Annotated in this window: 16 protein-coding genes; 7 read left to right on the top strand and 9 right to left on the bottom strand. The window is 71.0% G+C overall.

All coding sequences use genetic code 11. The features are described from left to right. The first annotated feature begins 5 nt into the window (after positions 1 to 5). The 5 genes from nuoL to ACFU5O_RS10775 all read left to right on the top strand — a co-directional run bounded on the left by nuoL (position 6) and on the right by ACFU5O_RS10775 (position 5865). Positions 6 to 1907 (top strand): NADH-quinone oxidoreductase subunit L, encoded by a 1902-nt coding sequence (nuoL, locus tag ACFU5O_RS10795; RefSeq protein WP_384238769.1) that lies wholly within the window; start codon positions 6 to 8, stop codon positions 1905 to 1907. A gap of 4 nt (positions 1908 to 1911) precedes the next feature. Beyond that, positions 1912 to 3507: an NADH-quinone oxidoreductase subunit M gene (locus ACFU5O_RS10790; protein WP_384238767.1), complete on the top strand. Its 1596-nt coding sequence runs from the start codon at positions 1912 to 1914 to the stop codon at positions 3505 to 3507. After that, entirely contained in the window at positions 3504 to 5153 is a 1650-nt protein-coding gene (gene nuoN, locus ACFU5O_RS10785; RefSeq protein ID WP_384238766.1) for an NADH-quinone oxidoreductase subunit NuoN, read from the top strand. Before ACFU5O_RS10790 ends, nuoN begins: the two co-directional genes overlap by 4 nt. Before the next feature lie 171 nt (positions 5154 to 5324). Further along, positions 5325 to 5474: a hypothetical protein gene (locus ACFU5O_RS10780; protein WP_384238764.1), complete on the top strand. Its 150-nt coding sequence runs from the start codon at positions 5325 to 5327 to the stop codon at positions 5472 to 5474. Positions 5475 to 5568: 94 nt separating this feature from the next. Next, on the top strand, positions 5569 to 5865 hold the full coding sequence (locus ACFU5O_RS10775; RefSeq protein WP_384238762.1) for a hypothetical protein: 297 nt from the start codon (positions 5569 to 5571) through the stop codon (positions 5863 to 5865). On the opposite strand, the gene ACFU5O_RS10770 is transcribed toward ACFU5O_RS10775, so the two are convergent. The 9 genes from ACFU5O_RS10770 to ACFU5O_RS10730 all read right to left on the bottom strand — a co-directional run bounded on the left by ACFU5O_RS10770 (position 5843) and on the right by ACFU5O_RS10730 (position 17980). Then, positions 5843 to 8836 (bottom strand): fumarate reductase/succinate dehydrogenase flavoprotein subunit, encoded by a 2994-nt coding sequence (locus ACFU5O_RS10770; RefSeq protein WP_384238760.1) that lies wholly within the window; start codon positions 8834 to 8836, stop codon positions 5843 to 5845. The two genes, ACFU5O_RS10775 and ACFU5O_RS10770, sit on opposite strands and share 23 nt — an antisense overlap. 11 nt (positions 8837 to 8847) lie before the next feature. Then, positions 8848 to 9648 carry an ABC transporter ATP-binding protein gene (locus ACFU5O_RS10765; protein WP_384238758.1) on the bottom strand — a complete coding sequence of 267 codons (801 nt, stop codon included), beginning with the start codon at positions 9646 to 9648 and terminating at the stop codon, positions 8848 to 8850. Next, positions 9645 to 10538, bottom strand: coding sequence for an ABC transporter permease (locus ACFU5O_RS10760; protein WP_384238756.1), 894 nt, complete (start codon positions 10536 to 10538; stop codon positions 9645 to 9647). The genes ACFU5O_RS10765 and ACFU5O_RS10760 overlap by 4 nt, the downstream gene beginning before the upstream one ends. Next, positions 10535 to 11878: an ABC transporter substrate-binding protein gene (locus ACFU5O_RS10755; RefSeq protein ID WP_384238755.1), complete on the bottom strand. Its 1344-nt coding sequence runs from the start codon at positions 11876 to 11878 to the stop codon at positions 10535 to 10537. Before ACFU5O_RS10755 ends, ACFU5O_RS10760 begins: the two co-directional genes overlap by 4 nt. Positions 11879 to 11893: 15 nt before the next feature. Further along, entirely contained in the window at positions 11894 to 12121 is a 228-nt protein-coding gene (locus ACFU5O_RS10750; protein WP_384238753.1) for a ferredoxin family protein, read from the bottom strand. 39 nt (positions 12122 to 12160) lie between these two features. Beyond that, a complete protein-coding gene (locus tag ACFU5O_RS10745; RefSeq protein WP_384238751.1) occupies positions 12161 to 12940 on the bottom strand; it encodes a GntR family transcriptional regulator in 780 nt (259 codons plus the stop codon). Between the two features lie 210 nt (positions 12941 to 13150). Continuing rightward, positions 13151 to 14383 (bottom strand): GDSL-type esterase/lipase family protein, encoded by a 1233-nt coding sequence (locus ACFU5O_RS10740; RefSeq protein ID WP_384238750.1) that lies wholly within the window; start codon positions 14381 to 14383, stop codon positions 13151 to 13153. Positions 14384 to 14564: 181 nt separating this feature from the next. Further along, on the bottom strand, positions 14565 to 15794 hold the full coding sequence (fahA, locus tag ACFU5O_RS10735) for a fumarylacetoacetase (RefSeq protein WP_384238748.1): 1230 nt from the start codon (positions 15792 to 15794) through the stop codon (positions 14565 to 14567). 104 nt (positions 15795 to 15898) lie between these two features. Next, positions 15899 to 17980 carry a CocE/NonD family hydrolase gene (locus tag ACFU5O_RS10730; protein WP_384238746.1) on the bottom strand — a complete coding sequence of 694 codons (2082 nt, stop codon included), beginning with the start codon at positions 17978 to 17980 and terminating at the stop codon, positions 15899 to 15901. A 211-nt stretch (positions 17981 to 18191) separates the two neighbouring features. On the opposite strand from ACFU5O_RS10730, the gene ACFU5O_RS10725 reads away from it, so the two are divergent. Both ACFU5O_RS10725 and ACFU5O_RS10720 read left to right on the top strand, forming a co-directional pair. Continuing rightward, the gene (locus tag ACFU5O_RS10725; RefSeq protein WP_384238744.1) at positions 18192 to 19202 is read left to right on the top strand and encodes a polyprenyl synthetase family protein; all 1011 of its coding nucleotides are present in this window, start codon (positions 18192 to 18194) and stop codon (positions 19200 to 19202) included. 155 nt (positions 19203 to 19357) lie between these two features. Further along, positions 19358 to 20329, top strand: a complete 972-nt coding sequence (locus ACFU5O_RS10720) for a CHRD domain-containing protein (RefSeq protein ID WP_384238742.1) — start codon at positions 19358 to 19360, stop codon at positions 20327 to 20329. Positions 20330 to 20466 lie beyond the last annotated feature (137 nt).

Genomic DNA, 20466 nt, shown 5'->3' with positions numbered 1-20466 from the left:
AGCTCGTGGACACAGAGAACCTGATTGCGCTGCTGGTCGCGGCGCCCCTGCTCGGAGCGGTCCTGCTGCTGTGCGGCGGGCGCCGGCTCGACCGTACGGGCCACTGGATCGGCACCGGGCTCGCCGCCGCGTCCTTCGTCATCGGCGTCGTGCTGTTCGTCGACATGCTGGGCAGGCCCGGCGACGACCGGACGCTGACCCAGTATCTGTACAGCTGGATCCCGGTCGGGAGCTTCCAGGCGGACGTCGCCTTCCAGCTCGACCAGCTGTCGATGACCTTCGTCCTGCTGATCACCGGAGTCGGCTCGCTCATCCATCTGTACTCGGTCGGGTACATGGAGCACGACGAGCGCCGCCGCCGCTTCTTCGGCTACCTCAACCTGTTCCTCGCGGCGATGCTCCTGCTGGTCCTCGCCGACAACTATCTGCTGCTGTACGTCGGCTGGGAGGGCGTCGGCCTCGCCTCGTACCTGCTGATCGGCTTCTGGCAGCACAAGCCCAGCGCGGCGACGGCGGCCAAGAAGGCCTTCCTGGTCAACCGGGTCGGCGACATGGGTCTGTCGATCGCCATCATGCTGATGTTCACCACCTTCGGGACCTTCGCCTTCGGGCCGGTGCTGGAGTCCACCGACAAGACCTCAGAGGGCACGCTGACGGCCATCGGCCTGATGCTGCTGCTCGCGGCCTGCGGCAAGTCCGCACAGGTGCCGCTGCAGTCCTGGCTGGGGGACGCGATGGAGGGCCCGACCCCGGTCTCGGCCCTGATCCACGCGGCGACCATGGTGACCGCCGGTGTCTATCTGATCGTCCGCTCCGGAGCGATCTTCAACGACGCGCCGGACGCACAGCTCGTGGTCGTGGTGGTCGGCGCGGTCACGCTCCTCTTCGGTGCGATCGTCGGTTGCGCGAAGGACGACATCAAGAAGGCGCTGGCCGGTTCGACCATGTCGCAGATCGGCTACATGATCCTGGCCGCCGGCCTCGGCCCGATCGGCTATGTCTTCGCGATCATGCACCTGGTGACGCACGGCTTCTTCAAGGCCGGGCTCTTCCTCGGCGCCGGTTCGGTCATGCACGGCATGAACGACGAGGTGGACATGAGGAAGTACGGGGGCCTGCGGAAGTACATGCCGGTCACCTTCGTCACCTTCGGCCTCGGCTATCTCGCGATCATCGGCTTCCCCGGCCTGTCCGGCTTCTTCTCCAAGGACAAGATCATCGAGGCGGCCTTCGCCAAGGGCGGCACCGAGGGCTGGATCCTCGGCGGGGTCACCCTGCTGGGCGCGGCGATCACCGCGTACTACATGACGCGCGTGATGCTGATGACCTTCTTCGGCGAGAAGCGCTGGCAGCCCGACGAGAGCGGTGAGCTGCCGCATCCGCACGAGTCGCCGAGGACGATGACCCTGCCGATGATCGTGCTCGCCTTCGGGTCGGTCTTCGCGGGCGGACTGTTCTCGTTCCACGAGTCGTTCCTGAAGTGGCTGGAGCCGGTCACCAGCTTCGAGCACGGCCACCCGCCGATCGGCGCCGGCACGATCACCGCCGCCACCGTCGCGGTGATGGTCGTCGGCGTCGCTCTCGCCTACGTCCAGTACGGGCGCCGTCCGGTTCCGGTCGTCGCCCCGCGGGGCTCGCTGCTCACCCGGGCCGCCCGCCGCGATCTCCTCCAGGACGACTTCAACCATGTGGTCCTGGTACGCGGAGGCGAGCACCTCACGCGGTCCCTTGTGTATGTGGACCACACCCTGGTCGACGGGGTCGTCAACGGGACGGCGGCGTCGTTCGGCGGACTGTCCGGACGGCTCCGCAAGCTGCAGAACGGCTACGCCCGCTCCTACGCGGTCACGATGTTCGGAGGTGCGGCGGTGCTGATTGCCGCGACCCTGCTGATGAGGGCGGTGTAACCAGATGTCGTTCCCTCTCCTGACGGCGACAGCGGTGCTCCCGGCGGTCGGTGCGATCGCCACCGCGGCCGTCCCGGCCGGCCGCCGGGGCGCGGCCAAGTGGCTGGCGCTGCTCGTCTCGCTCGCCACGCTCGTCCTGGCCGCGGTCGTGGCCGTACGGTTCGAGCCCGGTGGCGCCCGGTACCAGCTCACCGAATCCCACGCCTGGATCAAGGACTTCGGCGTGCGGTACGAGCTGGGCGTGGACGGTATCGGGGTCGCGCTGATCGCGCTGACCGCGCTGCTGATCCCGTTCGTGATCCTGGCCGGCTGGCACGACGCCGACCCCCTGGAAGTGTCCGACGGCGACTCCGTCGCGGGGCAGTCCAGGCGCTGGCGGCCGACCCAGGGCTTCTTCGCCCTGATCCTTTCCGTCGAGGCGATGGTGATCCTCTCCTTCGAGGCCACCGACGTCTTCCTCTTCTACATCCTCTTCGAAGCCATGCTCATCCCGATGTACTTCCTCATCGGCGGCTTCGGCGACCGCGCCCACGCGGGCAGCGACGAGAACGCGGCGGCTCAGCGCTCCTACGCGGCGGTGAAGTTCCTCCTCTACAACCTGGTCGGCGGGCTGATCATGCTGGCCGCGGTGATCGGCCTGTATGTCGTCGCCGGGAACTTCTCGCTGACGGAGATCGCCGAGGCCCGCGCCAACGGGACGCTCGACATGTCGGCCACCACCGAGCGGCTGCTCTTCCTCGGCTTCTTCTTCGCCTTCGCGGTGAAGGCGCCGCTCTGGCCGCTGCACACATGGCTGCCCAACGCCATGGGCGAGGCGACCGCACCGGTCGCCGTGCTGATCACCGCGGTCGTCGACAAGGTCGGTACCTTCGCGATGCTCCGCTACTGCCTCGGGCTGTTCCCGGAGGCATCGCAGTGGGCGACGCCGGTGATCCTGGTCCTGGCACTGATCAGCATCGTGTACGGGGCGCTGCTCGCGGTGGGCCAGCGGGACATCAAGCGCCTGGTCGCGTATGCGTCGATCTCGCACTTCGGCTTCATCATCATGGGCATCTTCGCGATGACGACCCAGGGCCAGTCCGGCGCGACGCTGTACATGGTCAACCACGGGATCTCGACGGCCGCGCTGATGCTGGTGGCCGGCTTCCTGATCTCGCGGCGCGGCTCGCGGCTCATCGCCGACTACGGCGGTGTGCAGAAGGTCGCCCCTGTCCTCGCGGGCACGTTCCTCATCGGGGGCCTCGCGACCCTGTCACTGCCCGGGCTCGCGCCCTTCGTCAGTGAATTCCTCGTCCTGGTCGGGACGTTCACCCGCTATCCGGTGGTCGGCATCATCGCGACCTTCGGCATCGTGCTGGCCGCGCTCTACACCCTGGTGCTCTATCAGCGGACGATGACCGGCCCGGTGAAGGAGGAGGTGCGGAGCCTGCCGGATCTGCGCCTGCGTGAGCTGGTGGTGGTCACCCCGCTGATCGTGTTGCTGATCTTCCTCGGTGTCTATCCGAAGCCGCTGACGGAGATCGTCAACCCGGCCGTGGAGCACACCATGTCCGACGTACAGAAGCAGGACCCCAAGCCAGAGGTGGAGGCGGCCAAGTGAGCACGACAGCTGTCCACAGCCTGTGGACAACGGCGGCCGAGCCGCTGGACAAGATCCCGGCCCCGCACATCGAGTACGCACAGCTCGCACCCACGCTCATCGTGGTGGGCGCCGCGGTCATCGGTGTGCTGGTCGAGGCCTTCGTCCCGCGCAAGGCCCGCTACTACGCACAGGTCTTCCTGTCGGTCGTCGCGCTGGCCGCGGCCTTCGCCGCGGTGGTCGGCCTCGCCGCCGGCGGATACGGCACCACCAAGGCGCACATCGCCGCCATGGGTGCCGTCGCGGTCGACGGCCCCGCGCTGTTCCTGCAGGGCACGATCCTGCTGGCCTCGATGGTCGCGATCTTCACCTTCGCCGAGCGGCGCCTCGACCCGCTGGTGCACGGCAACCGCGTCGACTCGTTCGCCGCGCAGGCCGCGTCCGTGCCGGGCAGCGACAGCGAAAAGGCCGCGGTCAAGGCCGGGTTCACCACCACCGAGGTGTTCCCGCTCGCCCTGTTCGCCATCTCCGGGATGCTCGTCTTCCCCGCGGCGAACGATCTGCTGACGCTCTTCATCGCGCTGGAGGTCTTCTCCCTCCCGCTCTACCTCCTCTGCGCTCTGGCCCGTCGCAAGCGGCTCATGTCGCAGGAGGCCGCGGTGAAGTACTTCCTGCTCGGAGCGTTCTCGTCGGCGTTCCTGCTCTTCGGCATCGCGCTGCTGTACGGATACGCGGGCTCCGTGACGTACGCGAAGATCGCCGACGTCGTCGACGGCAGCATCCGGACCATCGACCCGGCGCTCGCCTCCACCATGGGCAACGACGCACTGCTGCTCATCGGTGGCGCGATGATCCTGATGGGGCTCCTCTTCAAGGTCGGCGCGGTTCCGTTCCACATGTGGACCCCTGACGTCTACCAGGGCGCGCCGACCCCGGTCACCGGCTTCATGGCGGCGGCCACCAAGGTCGCGGCATTCGGGGCGCTCCTCCGGCTGCTCTATGTGGTGCTGCCGGGGCTGAGCTGGGACTGGCGGCCGGTCATGTGGGCCGTAGCCATCGTCACCATGCTGGGCGGTGCGATCGTGGCGATCACCCAGACCGACATCAAGCGGCTGCTGGCGTACTCGTCGATCGCCCACGCCGGGTTCATCCTCGCCGGTGTCATCGCGTTGACGCCCGACGGCGTCTCTTCGGTGCTCTTCTACCTCGTCGCGTACTCCTTCGTGACGATCGGCGCCTTCGCGGTCGTCACGCTGGTGCGGGACGCGGGGGGCGAGGCGACGCATCTGTCCAAGTGGGCGGGGCTCGGGCGGCGTTCGCCGCTCGTGGCGGCGGTCTTCGCGGTCTTCCTGCTGGCCTTCGCCGGAATCCCGCTCACCTCGGGCTTCTCCGGGAAGTTCGCCGTCTTCAAGGCGGCGGCGGAGGGCGGTGCGGGTGTGCTGGTCGTGGTCGGTGTGATCTCGTCCGCGATCGCCGCGTTCTTCTACATCCGGGTCATCGTGCTGATGTTCTTCAGTGAGCCGAAGCCCGAGGGGCCGACGGTCGCCGTGCCGTCGCCGCTGACGATGACGACGATCGCGGTGGGTGTCGCCGTCACGCTCGTACTCGGCGTGGCACCTCAGTACTTCCTGGATCTGGCGGGGCAGGCGAGCGTGTTCGTGCGGTAGCCCCGCGCGGCGATCATGGCGAAGGCCCGGCACCTCCCCAGGGAGGCGCCGGGCCTTCGGCTTCGTGAGTGCCTTCTCGTCCGCGACGCTCGTCCGTGCCCGCCCCGCCGGGCCGCGCGGGAAGGACTACGCTCGACAGGGGGAGGGCTGGCAGGTCAAGGGAGAATCGTCATGATCGACCAGTACCAGTACCCGGAGTACACCACCCCCTCGCAGGCCGAGGGCGAGGACCCCGAGTCGACAGAGGAACAGCACCCCGACACCACCAGGACGACTCCGTCCCAGGCCGAGGGTGAGCGCATGGCGGACGACGAGACCTGAGCGGCCGCAGGCCGGCCGGACACGCAGGCAACCCGCGATCCAGGACCGACGTCCTCCTGGGCGCCGGAACCTGATCGTGCCTACGGGGGACCATGTGAATGCACCAGTGGTGCAGGACGAACAGCGCACACCTTCGAGCACTGCCGACACCTGGCCGGCTGTGCTCCTCCTTCCCGCCCTGCTGCTGCTGAGGTTCCTCGGCGAGCACGCCTGGGCCTACTGGACCGCGGTGGTGATCGGCGTACTCGGAGTGATCGCCGCCGCTGTCGAGATCAGCGGCGCGGTCGGGCATCTGCTGAAGGGACGCAGGCCGTGGGTCGCCGTCTGGGTCCTCTTCGTGCTGCTGACAGCGGTGCTGGTGCTGGTGCTCAGGCTGGCCGAACACTGGTGACGCTTCGGGCCGCGTAGGCCCGGACGTCCGCGTCCGGGTCGCTCGTCGCCGTCGCGAGAGCGGCGCGGGCGTCGGCCCGGTCGTGGTGGAGCAGAGCCAGTACGGCGGCCTTGCGGACATCGGCGTTGAGGTCGCCGAGCGCCTTGGCGAGGGCCGGTACGCCGGCCCCTGGCGGGGCGGCCCGCAGCGCGGTCGCGGCGCCGGCGCGGACCTGCCAGGCCGGGTCGTCGAGCGCGTCCACGGCGGCCGTCGCGAGGCCCGGCGGGCAGCCGGTCGAGCCGAGGGCGTCGAACGCGGCAGCGCGGACGAGGGGGTCGTGGTCGGACGTCAGCCGGGCGAGAACGGCGACGGCGTCGGCCGTTTCCCCTCGCCTGTCCTCCGACGCGGGCCGGGAGGCCTCGCCGGTGCCTGTGGTGGGACGGCGGTCCCTGGACGTGCTGCCCACGGCCGGGGGCGTGCCGTGTTCGGCCGTGCGGTCGCTGTCTGCGGCTGTACGGCTGGGGGAGGTACGGACGGCGTCCGTGGCCGTCCGGGTCCCGGCCGTGGGGCCCGTGGCCCCGGTCTTGCCGGCCTCTGCCGTGCTGTGGGTGACAGCGGCGCTGCGGGTCCGGGCCGTCGGTCCGGTCACCGCCGCCAGACCCCTGGCCGTGGCGACCCGCACCTCGCGGGCAGCGTCGGTGGCGGCCACCTCCAGAGCCTCGACGGCGTCCACCGACACCAGTGCGCGGACCGTCTCCACGCGGACGCCGACGTCCGGATCGCAGAGGGACGCAGAGAAGAGGGCCGCGTCACCGAGGCGGAGCGTACGGAGCACGGCCAGGGCGGCGGTGCGGACCGCCGGATCGTCGCCGCCCTTGAGCGCCGCGACCAGCGGCTGCCGCAGCGCGGGCTCCGCGGGAAGTGTCTCGACGAGTTCACGCAGAGAGCCCGCCGCGGTCGCGCGTACCCCGGGGTCGGGGTCAGCCAGGGCCGTGGCGAGCGCCGGGCCGGTGCCGTCCGGGGCCGTCTCCGTCAGCGCGGCGATCGCGGCGCGGCGAACGGTCGCGTCGGCATCGGTCAAATAGGGCTGGAGGTCCTGGAGTTCCGGCTCCCCCGCCTCGGTGAGGCCGAGGAGTTCCGGAATGCGGGGAGAGCGGGACGTGGTGGTCGTGTCGCGGTGCACCGGGGTGGCCGCCCCGGCGCCGGAGCCGATGGGCGCGATCTCGCGCGGGCCCGCCGTCGCGACCGGCTCGGGGCGGACCTCGCCGATGTGGCGGGAGGGGCCGCCGACAGGTGCGTACTCGCCGACCGGAACGAGATACGGCGCGACCGGGCGGGCGGTGAACTCCATCGCTCCGGAGGCCGACTTGTGCAGGTCCAGGTGGTGCAGCCAGCCGTCGTCGTCGCGCCGCGGATGGTCCGTGCGCTCGTGGTAGAGCCCCCACCGGGACTCGGTCCGGGCGAGCGAGGAGCGGGCCGCCATCTCCGCGCAGTCCCGGATGAACGTGACCTCGGCGCAGCGCATCAGCTCGTGCGGGGTCGTGGCGCCCATCTCCGCGATCTCCGTGCGCATCCGCTCGAAGTGCTCCACGGCGAGGGAGAGCCGGGCGCCGGACTTGGGCGGCGCGACGTAGTCGTTCACGAAACGGCGCAGTTTGTACTCGACCTGGGGCTGCGGCGGGCCGTCGGGGTGGCGCAGCGGGCGGTAGACCAGCTCGTGGGCCGCGGTCAGCTGATCCTGCGGGAGTTCGCCCTCGTACGCCTTGTACCGCGCCGCGTCCGCGCCCGCGAGATCGCCGAAGACGAACGCGCCGATCATGTAGTTGTGCGGTACGCAGGCGAGGTCGCCGGCCGCGTACAGACGGGGGACGGTGGTGCGGGCGTGGTCGTCGACCCGTACCCCGGAGGCCGAGTGGCCGCCGCACAGGCCGATCTCCGAGATGTGCATCTCGATGTCGTGCGTGCGGTAGTCGTGGCCGCGGCCAGCGTGGAAGGTGCCGCGGGTGGGGCGTTCGGTGGTGTGGAGGATGCCTTCGAGCGCGGTGACGGTCTCCTCGGGAAGATGGCTGAGCTTCAGGTAGACCGGGCCCCGGTCGGAGGCGAGTTCGGCGGCGAACTCGGCCATCATCTGCCCCGACCAGTAGTCGGAGTCGACGAAGCGCTCGCCGTGCCGGTTGACCTGGTACCCGCCGAAGGGATTGGCGACGTACGCGCAGGCCGGACCGTTGTAGTCCTTGATCAGCGGGTTGATCTGGAAGCACTCGATCCCGGTGAGTCCGGCGCCCGCGTGGTACGCCATGGCGTAGCCGTCACCCGCGTTGGTGGGGTTCTCGTAGGTGCCGTAGAGATAGCCGGAGGCGGGGAGTCCGAGGCGGCCCGCGGCGCCTGTCGCGAGGATGACCGCGCCCGCGCGTACGGTGACGAACTGTCCCGTGCGGGTGTTGAAGCCCGCCGCGCCGACAGCCCGGCCGTCGTCCCCGGTCAGGACGCGGACCGGCATCACGCGGTTCTCGATACGGATCCGCTCGCGCATCTCGCGGCGGCGGAGCCGGCGGTAGAGGACCTTCTTGACGTCCTTCCCCTCGGGCATGGGCAGCACATAGGACCCGGAGCGGTGGACCTGACGGACCGCGTACTCGCCGTGCTCGTCCTTCTCGAACTTCACGCCGTACGACTCGAGCCGCTGGACCATCGCGAAGCCGCGGGTCGCCGTCTGGCGGACCGTGGACTGGTCGACGATGCCGTCGTTGGCGCGGGTGATCTCGGCGACGTAGTCGTCGGGCTCGGCACGGCCGGGGATGACGGCGTTGTTGACGCCGTCCATGCCCATGGCGAGGGCGCCGGAGTGGCGTACATGCGCCTTTTCGAGGAGCAGGACGTTCGCGCCGTGCTCCGCGGCCGTGAGCGCGGCCATCGTGCCCGCGGTGCCGCCGCCGATGACGAGCACGTCGCAGGAGAGCGCGTCCGCGTCGGCGAGGGAGGGGATGTCCATGGGCTTGCCTCTCAGGTGCTTTCTCGGCCGCCGAGGGATTCGAGGACCGTACGGCGCAGTCGGGTGGTCGCCGGGTCGTCGTGCGCGGCGCGGTCGCGGGGGCGGGGGACTCCGAGGACGCGGCCCGTGCCGAGGAGCGCGACACGGTCGCCGAGGAACACGGCCTCGTCCACGTCGTGCGTCACGAAGACGACGGTCGCGCCGGTGCCGTGGAGTACGTCCACGAGGAGCTGCTGCATACCGGCGCGGGTCTGCGCGTCGAGTGCGCCGAACGGTTCGTCCATGAGGACGGCGCGGGGCTCGCCGGCGAGGGCGCGGGCGAGCTGAACGCGCTGGCGCTGTCCGCCGGAGACCCGGTGGGGAAGATGCCGGGCGCGGTCGGCGAGGCCGACGCGGTCGAGCCAGCGGGTTGCGGTGGCACGGCGTGTGCTCCTGCTCATGCCCTTGATGGCCAGGGGGAGTTCGACGTTGGCGCGCAGGGAGCGCCAGGGGAGGAGGGCGTCCTCCTGGAAGACCAGGGCGCGGTCCGCGCCGGGGCCGGTGACGGCGTCGTCGTCGACCGTGACCCTGCCTGCGAGTGGGGGCAGCAGACCCGCCAGGGTGCGCAGGAGCGTGGATTTGCCGCAGCCGGACGGTCCGACGACGGTGAGGATCTCGCCCGCCGCGACATCGAGGTCGAGGGCGTCGAGCGCGACCGCTCCGGGGCGGCCGAGGCGCGCGCGGTGCAGTGCGAGGCGCGCGCCGTGGGGCGGGGGGTACGTGGACCCGGCGTCCGGCGACGCGGTGCGGGGCTTGCGGGTGGACGTGGTCACGGCGGGCCTCCTGCGGGTGTCGCGGTGGGGTGCGTCGGGGTGGGCGGTACCGCGGCTGCCCCCGGTGTGTCCGTCCCCGATCGCCATGCGGGCGTGGAAAGTGCCCGGTACCGCGGGGCCCGCGGCGCCGACGGTTCCGGGCGCGGCAGCCAGTGCGTCGCGCGGCGGCCCAGGAGTTCGACCGCCGTCGAGGTGAGCCAGCCCAACAGGCCGATGCTCGCCATGCCGACGAAGACGCCCGGGTAGTCGACGACCGTGTAGTCCTGCCAGGTGCGGTAACCCACCCCGTACTCGCCGGAGATCATCTCCGCCGAGATCACGCAGATCCACGAGACACCGATGCCGACCGACAGCCCCCCGAAGATGCCCGGGAGGGCACCGGGCAGGACGACCGAGAGGAGCACGCGGACGCGTCCCGCGCCCATCGTGAGCACGGCCTCCTCCCAGCCCGGGTCCAGTGCCCGCACCGCGTGCCGGGTGGAGACCATGACCGGGAAGAACGCCGCGGTGAAGGTGATGAAGACGATGCCCTGCTCGTTGCTGGGGAAGAGCAGGATCGCCACGGGTACCAGCGCGATCGCCGGGATCGGGCGGAGGACTTCGAGGAGTGGACCGAGCAGGTCGGCGGCCACTCGGGAACGGGCGACCGCCGTGCCCACCGCCACGCCCGCGACCGCCGCCAGGGCGAAGCCCGCGCCGATCCGGCCGAGGCTGTCGCCGAGGTCCTGCCAGTACTCCGGGGTGTCCAGCCGGTCACCGAACTCGCCCGCCACCTCTGTCACCGTTGGGAACTGCTCGAAGCGGAGCCAGAGACTCACGTCGAGGGACGTCAGCAGCTGCCACAGCGCGAGCGCGGCCACCAGGGAACCCGCTCGCAGCAGCAGCCTCATGACGCGAGCTCCAGCGCCTGGGCGTAGGTGAGCGGACGTGCACCGGCGTGGGCCGACCTGTAGGCGGTGGCCGCCGCCTGCGTGAGGAAGGGCACGGGCCTGTTTCCGTCGGCGAGCCAGACCGCCTTGTCCGCGTACCAGAGGGTGCCGGTGGTCGCGTCCGGGACGTACGCCACCCGGACCCGGTCGCGATGGGCGGCGACGTGGCGCAGGGCTTCCTCGGGGGTGGCGAAGGACTCGGTACGGTCCGCCGACTTGAGCCACACCTCACTGCGGGCCGCGGGGGCCGCCGCCGTGAGCTGCTTCCCGTACGCGGAGCCGTACGCCCGCTTCAGGTACGAGTCGTCGACGAAGGCGTCCACATCGACGTCGCCGACGAGCTTCGCCGACTTGAGGACCGGTACGTCCTCCTTCAGCGCGGCGATCAGCCTCGGCTTGAGAGTGGGGTCGAAGGTGGCGATGCCGTTCGGGCCGTTGTAGAGGTGGACGACCTCCGGCGGCAGCCCGGTGGCCGCGGCCACCTTCTCACTGGCGGCGACCGGCCGTTCGCGCAGATAGGCGGTCGCGTCGATCTGGGCCTTCAGGAAGGCTTCCAGCACCTTCGGCCGCCGCCCGGCGAAGTCCTCGCGGGCGGTGACCCCGTGGAAGGTGGGCAGATTCAGCTCGGCCCCGTCGTACAGGGCCTTCGCCTTGCCCTGGAAGGCGAGCAGCCCGGGCCAGGCGACGAACTGCGAGAGCGCGTCGGCGCTCCCCGACGACAGCGCGGAAGCACCCACCGCGGGCTGCTGGTTGAGCTTGCGCACATCGTCGATGCCCGCGCGCCGGAGCGCACGTACGAGGGTGCCGTCCGCTGCCGAACCCACGCTCGTGGAGACCTTCTTGCCCGCGAGGTCCTTGAGCGAGACAAGTGTGGAGTCCGGGCCTGTGACCACGGTGTTGAGCGCGCCACGAAGGTTGTAACCGGTGACGGAGACGAGCTTCGTGGGGCGGTTCAGCTGTTTGCCGCGGGCCGCGTTGATGAGCAGCGGGAAGTCGCCCATCGAGCCGATGTCGATCTTCCCGGCGGTCATCTGCGCGGTGATCGGCGCGCCTGTGGCGTAGTCCTGCCAGACGACCTCGTACTTCTTGCCGTCCCGTTCGCCCAGGGCGCGCAGTTCACGTTCGAAGTAGCCGAGGGAGCGCAGGAGCGTGCCGGCGGTGACGGTGTTGATGGTCTTGGACTGATATCCGACGGTGACGGTGACCGTCGATCCGCCGTCCGCCTCGGCGCCACCGCCGCAGCCGGTGAGGGGGAGCAGTACGGCGGTGGTGGCGAGCAGGACGAGTGTCTTGCGGGGCATCGGGATTCGTACCTCTCACCGGAGCAGATAGGGCATGTTGACCGTGACGGCTCCGGTGGGGCAGCGAGCCGCGCACGGGCCGCAGTACCAGCACTCGTCGACGTGCATGTACGCCTTGCCGCTGTCCGGGTTGATGGCCAGGGAGTCCAGCGGGCACATCTCCACGCAGAGCGTGCAGCCGTCGATGCACTTCGATTCGTCGATGGTCACGGGCACGTCGGCCCGCTGGGGCGCCAAGGGCATGGCTGTCTCCGGTGAGGGGGTGGAAGACGGATCAGGAGGTCAGCAGGAGCGGTGCAGCAGACCGCTCATCGTGATGCGGTCCCCGCGGAAACGGATGAACTCGAGGTCCACGGGACGTCCGTCGGCGAGATGGGTGAGCCGTTCCAGCATCAGCAGGGCCGCGCCGCGCGGGGCCTGGAGCACGGCCGCGGAGTGGGCGTCGGCGTTGACGGCCTCGAGGGTGATCTGCGCGGTGCCGAGCCGCCGGCCGGTCAGTGATTCGAGCAGCCGGAAGACGTCGGTGTTCTCCAGGTCGCAGCCGATGAGTTCGGCTCCGATGTCCATGGGGACGTAGGTGAGGTCGAGGGACAGCGGCAGACCGCCGAGGAGGCGCAGCCGCTCGATGTAGAGCACGTCGCTGTGGTCGGGTACGCCGAGCCGGGCGGCGACCGGTGCGGGTGCGGCGACGGGACCCACCGTCCGGACCTCGTTGGTGACGGCGCCGTGCTCGTGCAGGGTCTCTGCGAGGCCCTGCAGCCGGTTGAGCCCGTGGCGGTACTTGCGGCCGACGACGACCGTGCCGAGACCGGGCACCCGGTCCACGAGCTGCTCCGTGCGGAGCAGATCGAGGGCCTGGCGAACGGTGTTGCGGGTGGCCCCGTAGTCACGGCCGATGATGCCCTCGTGGGGCAGGGATCCGTCGGCGAAGCCGCCCGCGAGGATCTGGTGGCGCAGCAGGTCGGCGAGCTGCCGGGCCTGGTCGGCACGCAGCCGGCGACGCCGGGCGGCGACGGTGGTCGCTCCCTGTCCGGCGTGGTCTCGGATGCGTTCGGCGGGCATGCGTCGGACCATACCGACGCATGCCCGCCGATGGTGTTGCGGCAGTGTTGCGCCACTTGCCGGGGTCGGTGAAAGGGCTCTGAACTGCGGTTGTGCGAGGCGCGCGGGAAGATCTGCCACCAGGCCTTGCCGCTTCCCCGGCACTGTCACCGCCGCTGCGCTCCTCGTCAGGGTCCGGGCACGACGGGAACCGGAGGAGGAGCGGGCGTCTCAGGCCCGCCCGGCGGCGAACGGTCCGCCGGTGCGGAAGGCCAGCTCGGCGAAGCGTTCCCCGATGCGGCGGTGTGCGGCGGCGTCCGGGTGGAGCTGGTCGGGCAGCGGCAGTTCGGCGAAGTCCGCCTCGCCGTAGAGGTCGCGGCCGTCGAGGTGGTGAAGATGGGGGTCGTCGGCCGCCCTCTGCTCCACGATGCGGGAGAGCTCGTCCCGGATGACGTTGAGCGTCAGCTTCCCTGCGGCGCGGTCCGCGGGGTCTCCCGCGGCCCGGAACCGGAGCTTTCCCTCGCCGAGGTCGCCGAGGTCGCCGAAGTCCGGGGCGCTGGGGCCGGGGGTGTCCTCGTGGATGGGGCACAGGATGGGCGAGACGACCAGCAGCGGAGTGGTGGGGTGCCCCTCGCGGATGGTGTCGAGGAAGCCGTGCACCGCAGGGCTGAAGGCGCGCAGCCGCATCAGGTCGGTGTTGACCAGGTTGATGCCGATCTTGACGCTGATCAGGTCCGCGGGGGTGTCGCGCAGGGCGCGGGCGGTGAACGGATCGAGCAGGGCGCTGCCGCCAAGGCCCAGGTTGATCAGTTCCACGCCGCCGAGGGAGGCGGCCAGCGCGGGCCAGGTCGTGCTGGGGCTCGCGGCGTCGGAGCCGTGGCTGATCGAACTGCCGTGGTGCAGCCACACCTTGCGGCCACTGTTCGGTACGGGCTCGACGGGGGCGTCGGTGCGCAGGGCGACCAGCTGGGTGATCTCGTTGTACGGCAGCCAGATCTCGACGTCCTTCACACGGCCGGGCAGGCCGGAGAACCGAACGGTGCCGACCGGGCCGGGCCGGGTTTCCGCGGACCCGGTGGTCATGTCCACCATCAGGACGTTGCCGCCGGTCACAGCGGCCTGCGCGGCCAACCGGCCGTCGACGAGCAGGTCGTACACGCCGTCGGGACGGGGCGGGGCGCCCTGGTAGGCATTCTTGGTGCGGAGTGTGTCCAGCTCGACGGCGGTGGCCCGGGTGCGGAACACCAGCCGTACTCCGGAGGGCTGGGCCTCCGCCATGGCCAGCTGCCCGTCGGCGCACTGCGCGCGGGCCCGGGCGGGCAGCCGGTGCGGCAGCAGCCCGTGCTCGGTGCGCTCCAGGTCGAGCGCACCGAGCAGGAGGCCGGCGGTGATGGGAGTGGTGGTCCAGTCCGTCGGCCGGGGTGTGGTGGCAGAGCCGGGGACGTCGTCCTGCTGGCGGTTCATGAACTCAGCGTGTCAACCGGATTCCTGATCCGCACATGATTTTGCGGCCCACCGCCCTCGTGAAGGCCGAGGGCAGCGGGCCGAGGGCCACCGTCCGCCAGGCGGTCACCCGGTCACCCGGTCAGGCGTCAGGCGGTCAGGCGGCCAGGCGGTCAGCGGAATCATGCTCGGGGAGCAGGTCCTATTCGGTGGCAGGTGCGATGCGGCCCGTGACCTCGCCGAGGCCGACCCTGACACCGTCCGGACCCGGTGCCCACGCGGTCATCGTGACCTCGTCCCCGTCCTCCAGGAAGGTCCGCTTCCCGTACGGCAGATCCAGCGGGTCCCGTCCGTTCCAGGTGAGTTCGAGGAGCGAGCCGCGCTGGTGGACCTCGGGTCCGCTCACCGTGCCGGAGCCGTACAGATCGCCGGTGCGCAGCGAGGCGCCGTTGACGGTCATGTGCGCGAGCTGCTGGGCGGCCGTCCAGTACATCGTGGCGAACGGCGGCTCGCTGACGACATGCCCGTTGATGGCGACGGAGATACGGAGGTCGAAACCGCCGGGCTCCTCCTCGCCGGAGTCGTCGAGGTAGGGGAGCAGGTCGAAGTCGCGCGCGGGCGGTTCGACACGGGCGGCGTCCAGGGCCTCCAGCGGGGTGACCCAGGCGGAGACGGAAGTGGCGAACGACTTGCCGAGGAACGGGCCGAGGGGGACGTACTCCCAGGCCTGGATGTCGCGGGCGGACCAGTCGTTGAGGAGCTGGAGTCCGAAGACATGGTCGCGGAACGAGGACAGGGGGACGGACCGGCCCAGCTCGGACGGGGTGCCGACGACGAAGCCGACCTCCGCCTCGATGTCCAGTTTGACGGACGGTCCGAAGAGCGGCGCCGGGTCCGTGGGGGTCTTGCGCTGGCCGCAGGGGCGGATCACGTCCGTGCCGGAGACGACGACCGTCCCGGAGCGGCCGTGGTAACCGATCGGCAGATGCTTCCAGTTGGGGGTCAGCGGCTCGCCGTCGGGGCGGAAGATGTGCCCGACGTTGGTGGCGTGGTGCTCGCTGGAGTAGAAGTCGACGTAGTCGGCGACCTCGTACGGAAGGTGCAGGGTGACCGAGCCGAGCGGGTGCAGCAGCGGCTCGATGTCCTGGCGGTGCGCGGGCACGGTCACCCAGGCGGTGAGCGCGCGGCGTACGTCACGCCAGGCCGTGCGGCCGGCCGTGAGCAGCGGGCCCAGGCTCGGCTGAGCGAGCAGCGCGGCGTAAGGAGAACCGAGCGTGTGCGCCGCCGCCCCGGCGTCGAGCACGTACGCGCCGATCCTGACCCCGAGCCGCCTCCGGTCGGGCTCGGCGGCGGTGGTGAAGACGCCGTACGGGAGGTTGTGCGGGCCGAAGGGGTCGCCCTCGTCCAGATCGAGCGGGCTCTGCTCGGGCATCGGTGCTTGCCTCGCTTTCCACGTGTGTGGGGGACACGTTACGTGGACGGTGCACCTGGCGTCAGTGCCCACTTGGCCGCCGGTCGCCCGGGCGGGTGCGTGGTTCAGCCCGCCTCGTGGGGAATCCGCTTCTCCCAGGTGCGGTGGAACACAACCTCGTCCCCGTGCCGGCACACCACCTCGTCCGAGGTGAGGAAGCCGCCCGTGTCGTGGGCGCTTTCTGACCGGGCCTCGATGCGGATGTCCCACGCCATGTCGGGTCGGTGGAAGCGGATCCTCCAGTCGGAGCGGCTATGGGCGGACAACGGGTCCCGCTCCTGGATCGTGTACGTCTCCCACGCCTCCTCGGTGATTTCGAGGCCGTCGGGGTAGACGCGGGTGCCGCTCTCGCCGGGAGCGGCCTCAAGTCGGCGTTCGCCCTTGGCGACGTCTCGGATGATCAGCCGCTCGGGGCGGGGCTCGTCGAGTGTGACGGGTGTGATGACACCGAGGGGCTCCGACTGTTCGGGGCCTTCGAAGGTGATCGTCCCGGCGGTGGGGGCGCGCACGGGGAGTTCGAGGGAGCAGCCCTCCGGTTCGAGCGTGAAGCCCGCGGTCCGTGGCGGGGGCCAGACCCAGGGCCAGTAGGCGGAGGAGACGGAGAGCCTGATGCGGTGACCGGCCGGGAAGGTGTGTCCGATGGCGTTCAGCTCGAAGGCGATGTCCTCGGCTCCTTCGTGCGGTGCCGTTCCGGCCCGACCGCCCGCCGCGAGATGGCCTGCCTGGTCGCCCTCGGCCCGGTCGCCCGCGGCCTGCCCGCCTCCGGTCCCGTTGCCCCGGGCCGGGACCCCGAAGGCCCCCCGGGTGACGAGGGTGGACGCGCCGTCGGGGGCGACATCGCAGAGCCGGGCGACGACATGGGCGCAGGGGGCGTCCAGGCGCAGCCGCAGGGTCACCCGGGGCCGTCCGAGGACCATGGTCCGTTCCGGGACGGCGAACTCGAAGCTCCCCGACTTGGCGTCCTCGTCGCGCTGGTCGGCGGGCAGGTCGGCGTCGCCGCCGCGGGGAAGGAAGCTGCCCGCGTCGAGGCCGGTGTGCTGCGGGGAGTCCACGACGAGCGGCGGGCCCTGGAAGACGTACGCCACGGGGGTGATGTGCCGGGACGGCCAGGTGTCGTCGCCGACCCACCGGCCGGCGGCCTCGCCGTATGCCGTCGCGGGCGGGTGCGACTCGCCGATCCACGACCGCAGCAGCGGCTCGGCCGTCACGTCCTGCCTCCCCGTGTCAGGTCGGCTGCCGGAACCCGCCTCCAGCCAGTGCTCCCACCAGCGCAGCGTCTCCTGGAGGAAGCCGATCGCCGGACCCGGCGGAAGCTCCCGGTCCGGGTAGTGGTGGGCCCACGGCCCGATCAGCCCCCGTACCCGTGACGGGTCGAGACGTTCGACCAGCCGCAGCACCGTGTCGCGGTACGGGTCGTGCCAACCGCCCACCGCCAACACCGCCGCCCGGATCGCCCCGTGGTCCGTGCGGGCGTACGCGAACCGGGTGTGGGGGAACAGTTCCACCGCCTGGAGACGGTCCAGCCACATCGTGCGCCACTCGTCGCCCGCGTACAACGGGTCCGGGGGCAGGGCGGCGAAGGCCGGCATGCCCGGCGACCAGGCGCGCACGCCGGTGGCGGGCAAGAATCGGGCCTGCCGGTCGAGGCCGTGGTCGAAGCCGTCGTCGGATCTTTCGTCGAGGCCGCGGCCGAAGCCGTCGTCGGTGGGGCAGACAGCGACGACCGCCTTCAGCGGCTCCGGGGCGAGCGCCGCGATCCGCAGCGAGGCGAGGCCGCCCCAGCCGATCCCGAACATTCCGACGCGGCCACTGCACCAGGGCTGCCCGGCCAGCCACTCCACGACCGCTGCCCCGTCCTCGAACACGGCCGCCGAGCACGGGTCGCCCGGCACACCGTCGCTGTTGCCGTATCCGCGCACGTCCACGCGTACCGACGCATAGCCGTGGCCCGCGTACCAGGGGTGCCGCTGCCGGTCGCGCGGCGCGGTCCGGTCGGTCAGCCGGCACGGGAGGTATTCGAGGAGCGCGGGCACGGGCTCGCCGGTCAGTGGCCGCCACACCCGTGCGTAGAGCCTCGTGCCGTCCGGCAAGGGGATGCGGATGTCCTCGTGACGGGTCTCGTACGGGAAGGAGGTGCGGATGCGCATGGGAAAACCTCGGGGGTGACGAGGCGGCGTCGGGTTCGGTCACGGCCGTGGACAAACACTGTGCTATCAGTCTTATGAGCTGATCAAGAACATACCGGCGGAGGCGGGAAGGCGCCGCCGGTGATCGAAAGGGGACCGGATACGCTGACTTGAGTGATGACAGCGACACATCGACAATCCGTGTGATCGTCAGCAGACAGGAGTACCTCTCGTGACCGTCGTCGGGCCGTTCGGGCTGAGCGTGCGGGACCAGGCTCTTGAGGCCGATGTCCAGACCGGATTGGCGGCTGTCGAGGCGGGACTGCTCGATGCCACCAAGAGCGAGGTCCCCTTCATCACGGAGGCAGCGCAGCACCTCGTCCGCGCGGGCGGGAAGCGCTTCAGGCCGCTGCTGGTGATGCTGGCCGCACAGTTCGGCGATCCGTACGCGCCGGGTGTCGTGCCCTCGGCCGTCGTCGTCGAGCTGACGCATCTGGCGACGCTGTACCACGACGACGTGATGGACGAGGCCGATGTGCGCCGCGGCGTGGACAGCGCCAACACCCGCTGGGGCAACTCGGTGGCCGTCCTGACCGGCGACTTCCTCTTCGCCCGCGCCTCGCACATCCTGGCCGACCTGGGCCCGGAGGCCGTCCGCATCCAGGCAGAGGCCTTCGAGCGGCTGGTCACCGGCCAGATCCTGGAGACCGCGGGCCCGCGTGACGGCCGCGACCCGGTCGAGCACTACCTCGACGTCCTGGCGGGCAAGACCGGCTCGCTGGTCGCGGTCTCCTGCCGGTTCGGCGCGATGATGGCCGGCGCCGACGAGCGGATCACCGACATCCTCACCCAGTACGGGGAGCGGCTCGGCGTCGCCTTCCAGCTGGCCGACGACGTACTCGACATCGCCTCCGACTCGCACGAGTCCGGCAAGACGCCGGGCACCGATCTGCGGGAGGGCATTCCCACGCTGCCCGTGCTCCGGCTGCGGGAGCAGGCCGCCGCGCACGGCCGGGCCGAGGACCTGGAGCTGGTCGAGCTGCTGGCCGGGGATCTGACCGACGACGCGCGGCATGCGGAGGCACTGGCCAGGCTGCGGGTGCACCCCGCCCTGGAACAGGCGCGGCGCGACACCGTGCGGTACGCGGAGGAGGCGCGGGCGATGCTGGCGCCGCTGCCCGAGTGCTACACGAAGTCCGCGCTGGTGGAGCTGTGCGACGCGGTGGTGCACCGCGCGGGCTGACCCGGGCGGCTTCGCGCGCGCCGGCCGGTCCGGACCGTGCCGAAAGCTTGTGACGCGGGTCACATACTTGGATTGAGTCCAGACTAGGACTCGCTCGTACTGATGCACAGAAGCTGACGCAGGGGGCGTCGGCATCAGTACGGGGAGAAAACAGAATGAACCGCACCAAGACCATCGCTGTCGCGGCTACCGCGATCGCCGCGGTCACCGGCGCCACGCTCGCCGTCGTCCCGGCCTTCGCCCACAGCAAGGCCCCGGCCGACGGACCCACGGCGCACGGCTCCGCCGCCGCCCGGAGCGCCACCGGGGGCCGCGGCGACCTCTTCGTGGCGAGCCTCAACGGCGCCAACGAGGTGCCTGTGCAGGGCGGACCCGCTGTCGGCGACCGGGACGGCGCCGCCCTCGAATTCGTGAAGGTCGACGGGGACCGCATCTCCGTCGCCGTGAAGTGGCGGGGCACCGGGAGGCCGACCGCCCTCCACATCCACCAGGGGGACAAGGGGGCCAACGGCGGGATCAAGGTCGACTTCACCAAGCTGCTCGGCAAGGGTGAGCACCGGTCGGTCACCGGCACGGTCAAGGTCGGCGACAAGGCCCTGCTGGAGGCCTTCAGGGCCGGCCCGGACGGCTTCTACGCCAACCTCCACACCGCCGAGTTCCCGGGCGGCGCCGTCCGCGGCCAGTTCCACAAGGTCACCAGCTCCTTCGCCTTCGGCCGCGCGCTCCACAACTTCCAGGCCCCGGTGGTCAAGGGCAGGCAGATCTACGAGTGCAGGAAGGGCGAGAACGGCACGTACTCCTTCCAGCAGCGCGACGTGCGCGCCGTCCTCGCAGGGAACATCGCCCACTCCTTCGTCGCGCCGAACTCCGGGACGCCGCAGTGGGCCGCCAAGGACGGCAGCGCCGTCACCGGCAAGGTGATCACCAGGACGCCGAACGGTGAGCGGAACATCCCCGAGCTCGATCTGAAGGCGACCCCGTCCGGCGAGAAGCACGGGCTGTTCGCGGACACCGTCGAGATCCTCCGGCTGAACACCGTCGGTGGCGCGGCCCCGTCCGGCAGCTGCCAGGAGGGCTCGATCGTCGGGGTCCCGTACGGCGCGGACTACGTCTTCGTCCAGAGGTAGACCACGGCCGGCGGTAGGGGTCGACGGCCACGACCCCTACTGGTCGGCGGAGTTCGGCGGCCCCCGGGTCATACCCCAGCAGTACATGGAGTTGATGCCGAGGGCTGACGATTACGGCGGGGGGATTTGGTCAGATG

The sequence above is a fragment of the Streptomyces sp. NPDC057445 genome (assembly GCF_042802855.1).
In the GTDB taxonomy this organism is placed as follows: Bacteria; Actinomycetota; Actinomycetes; order Streptomycetales; family Streptomycetaceae; genus Streptomyces.
This window is presented reverse-complemented; position numbering and strand designations above follow the sequence as displayed.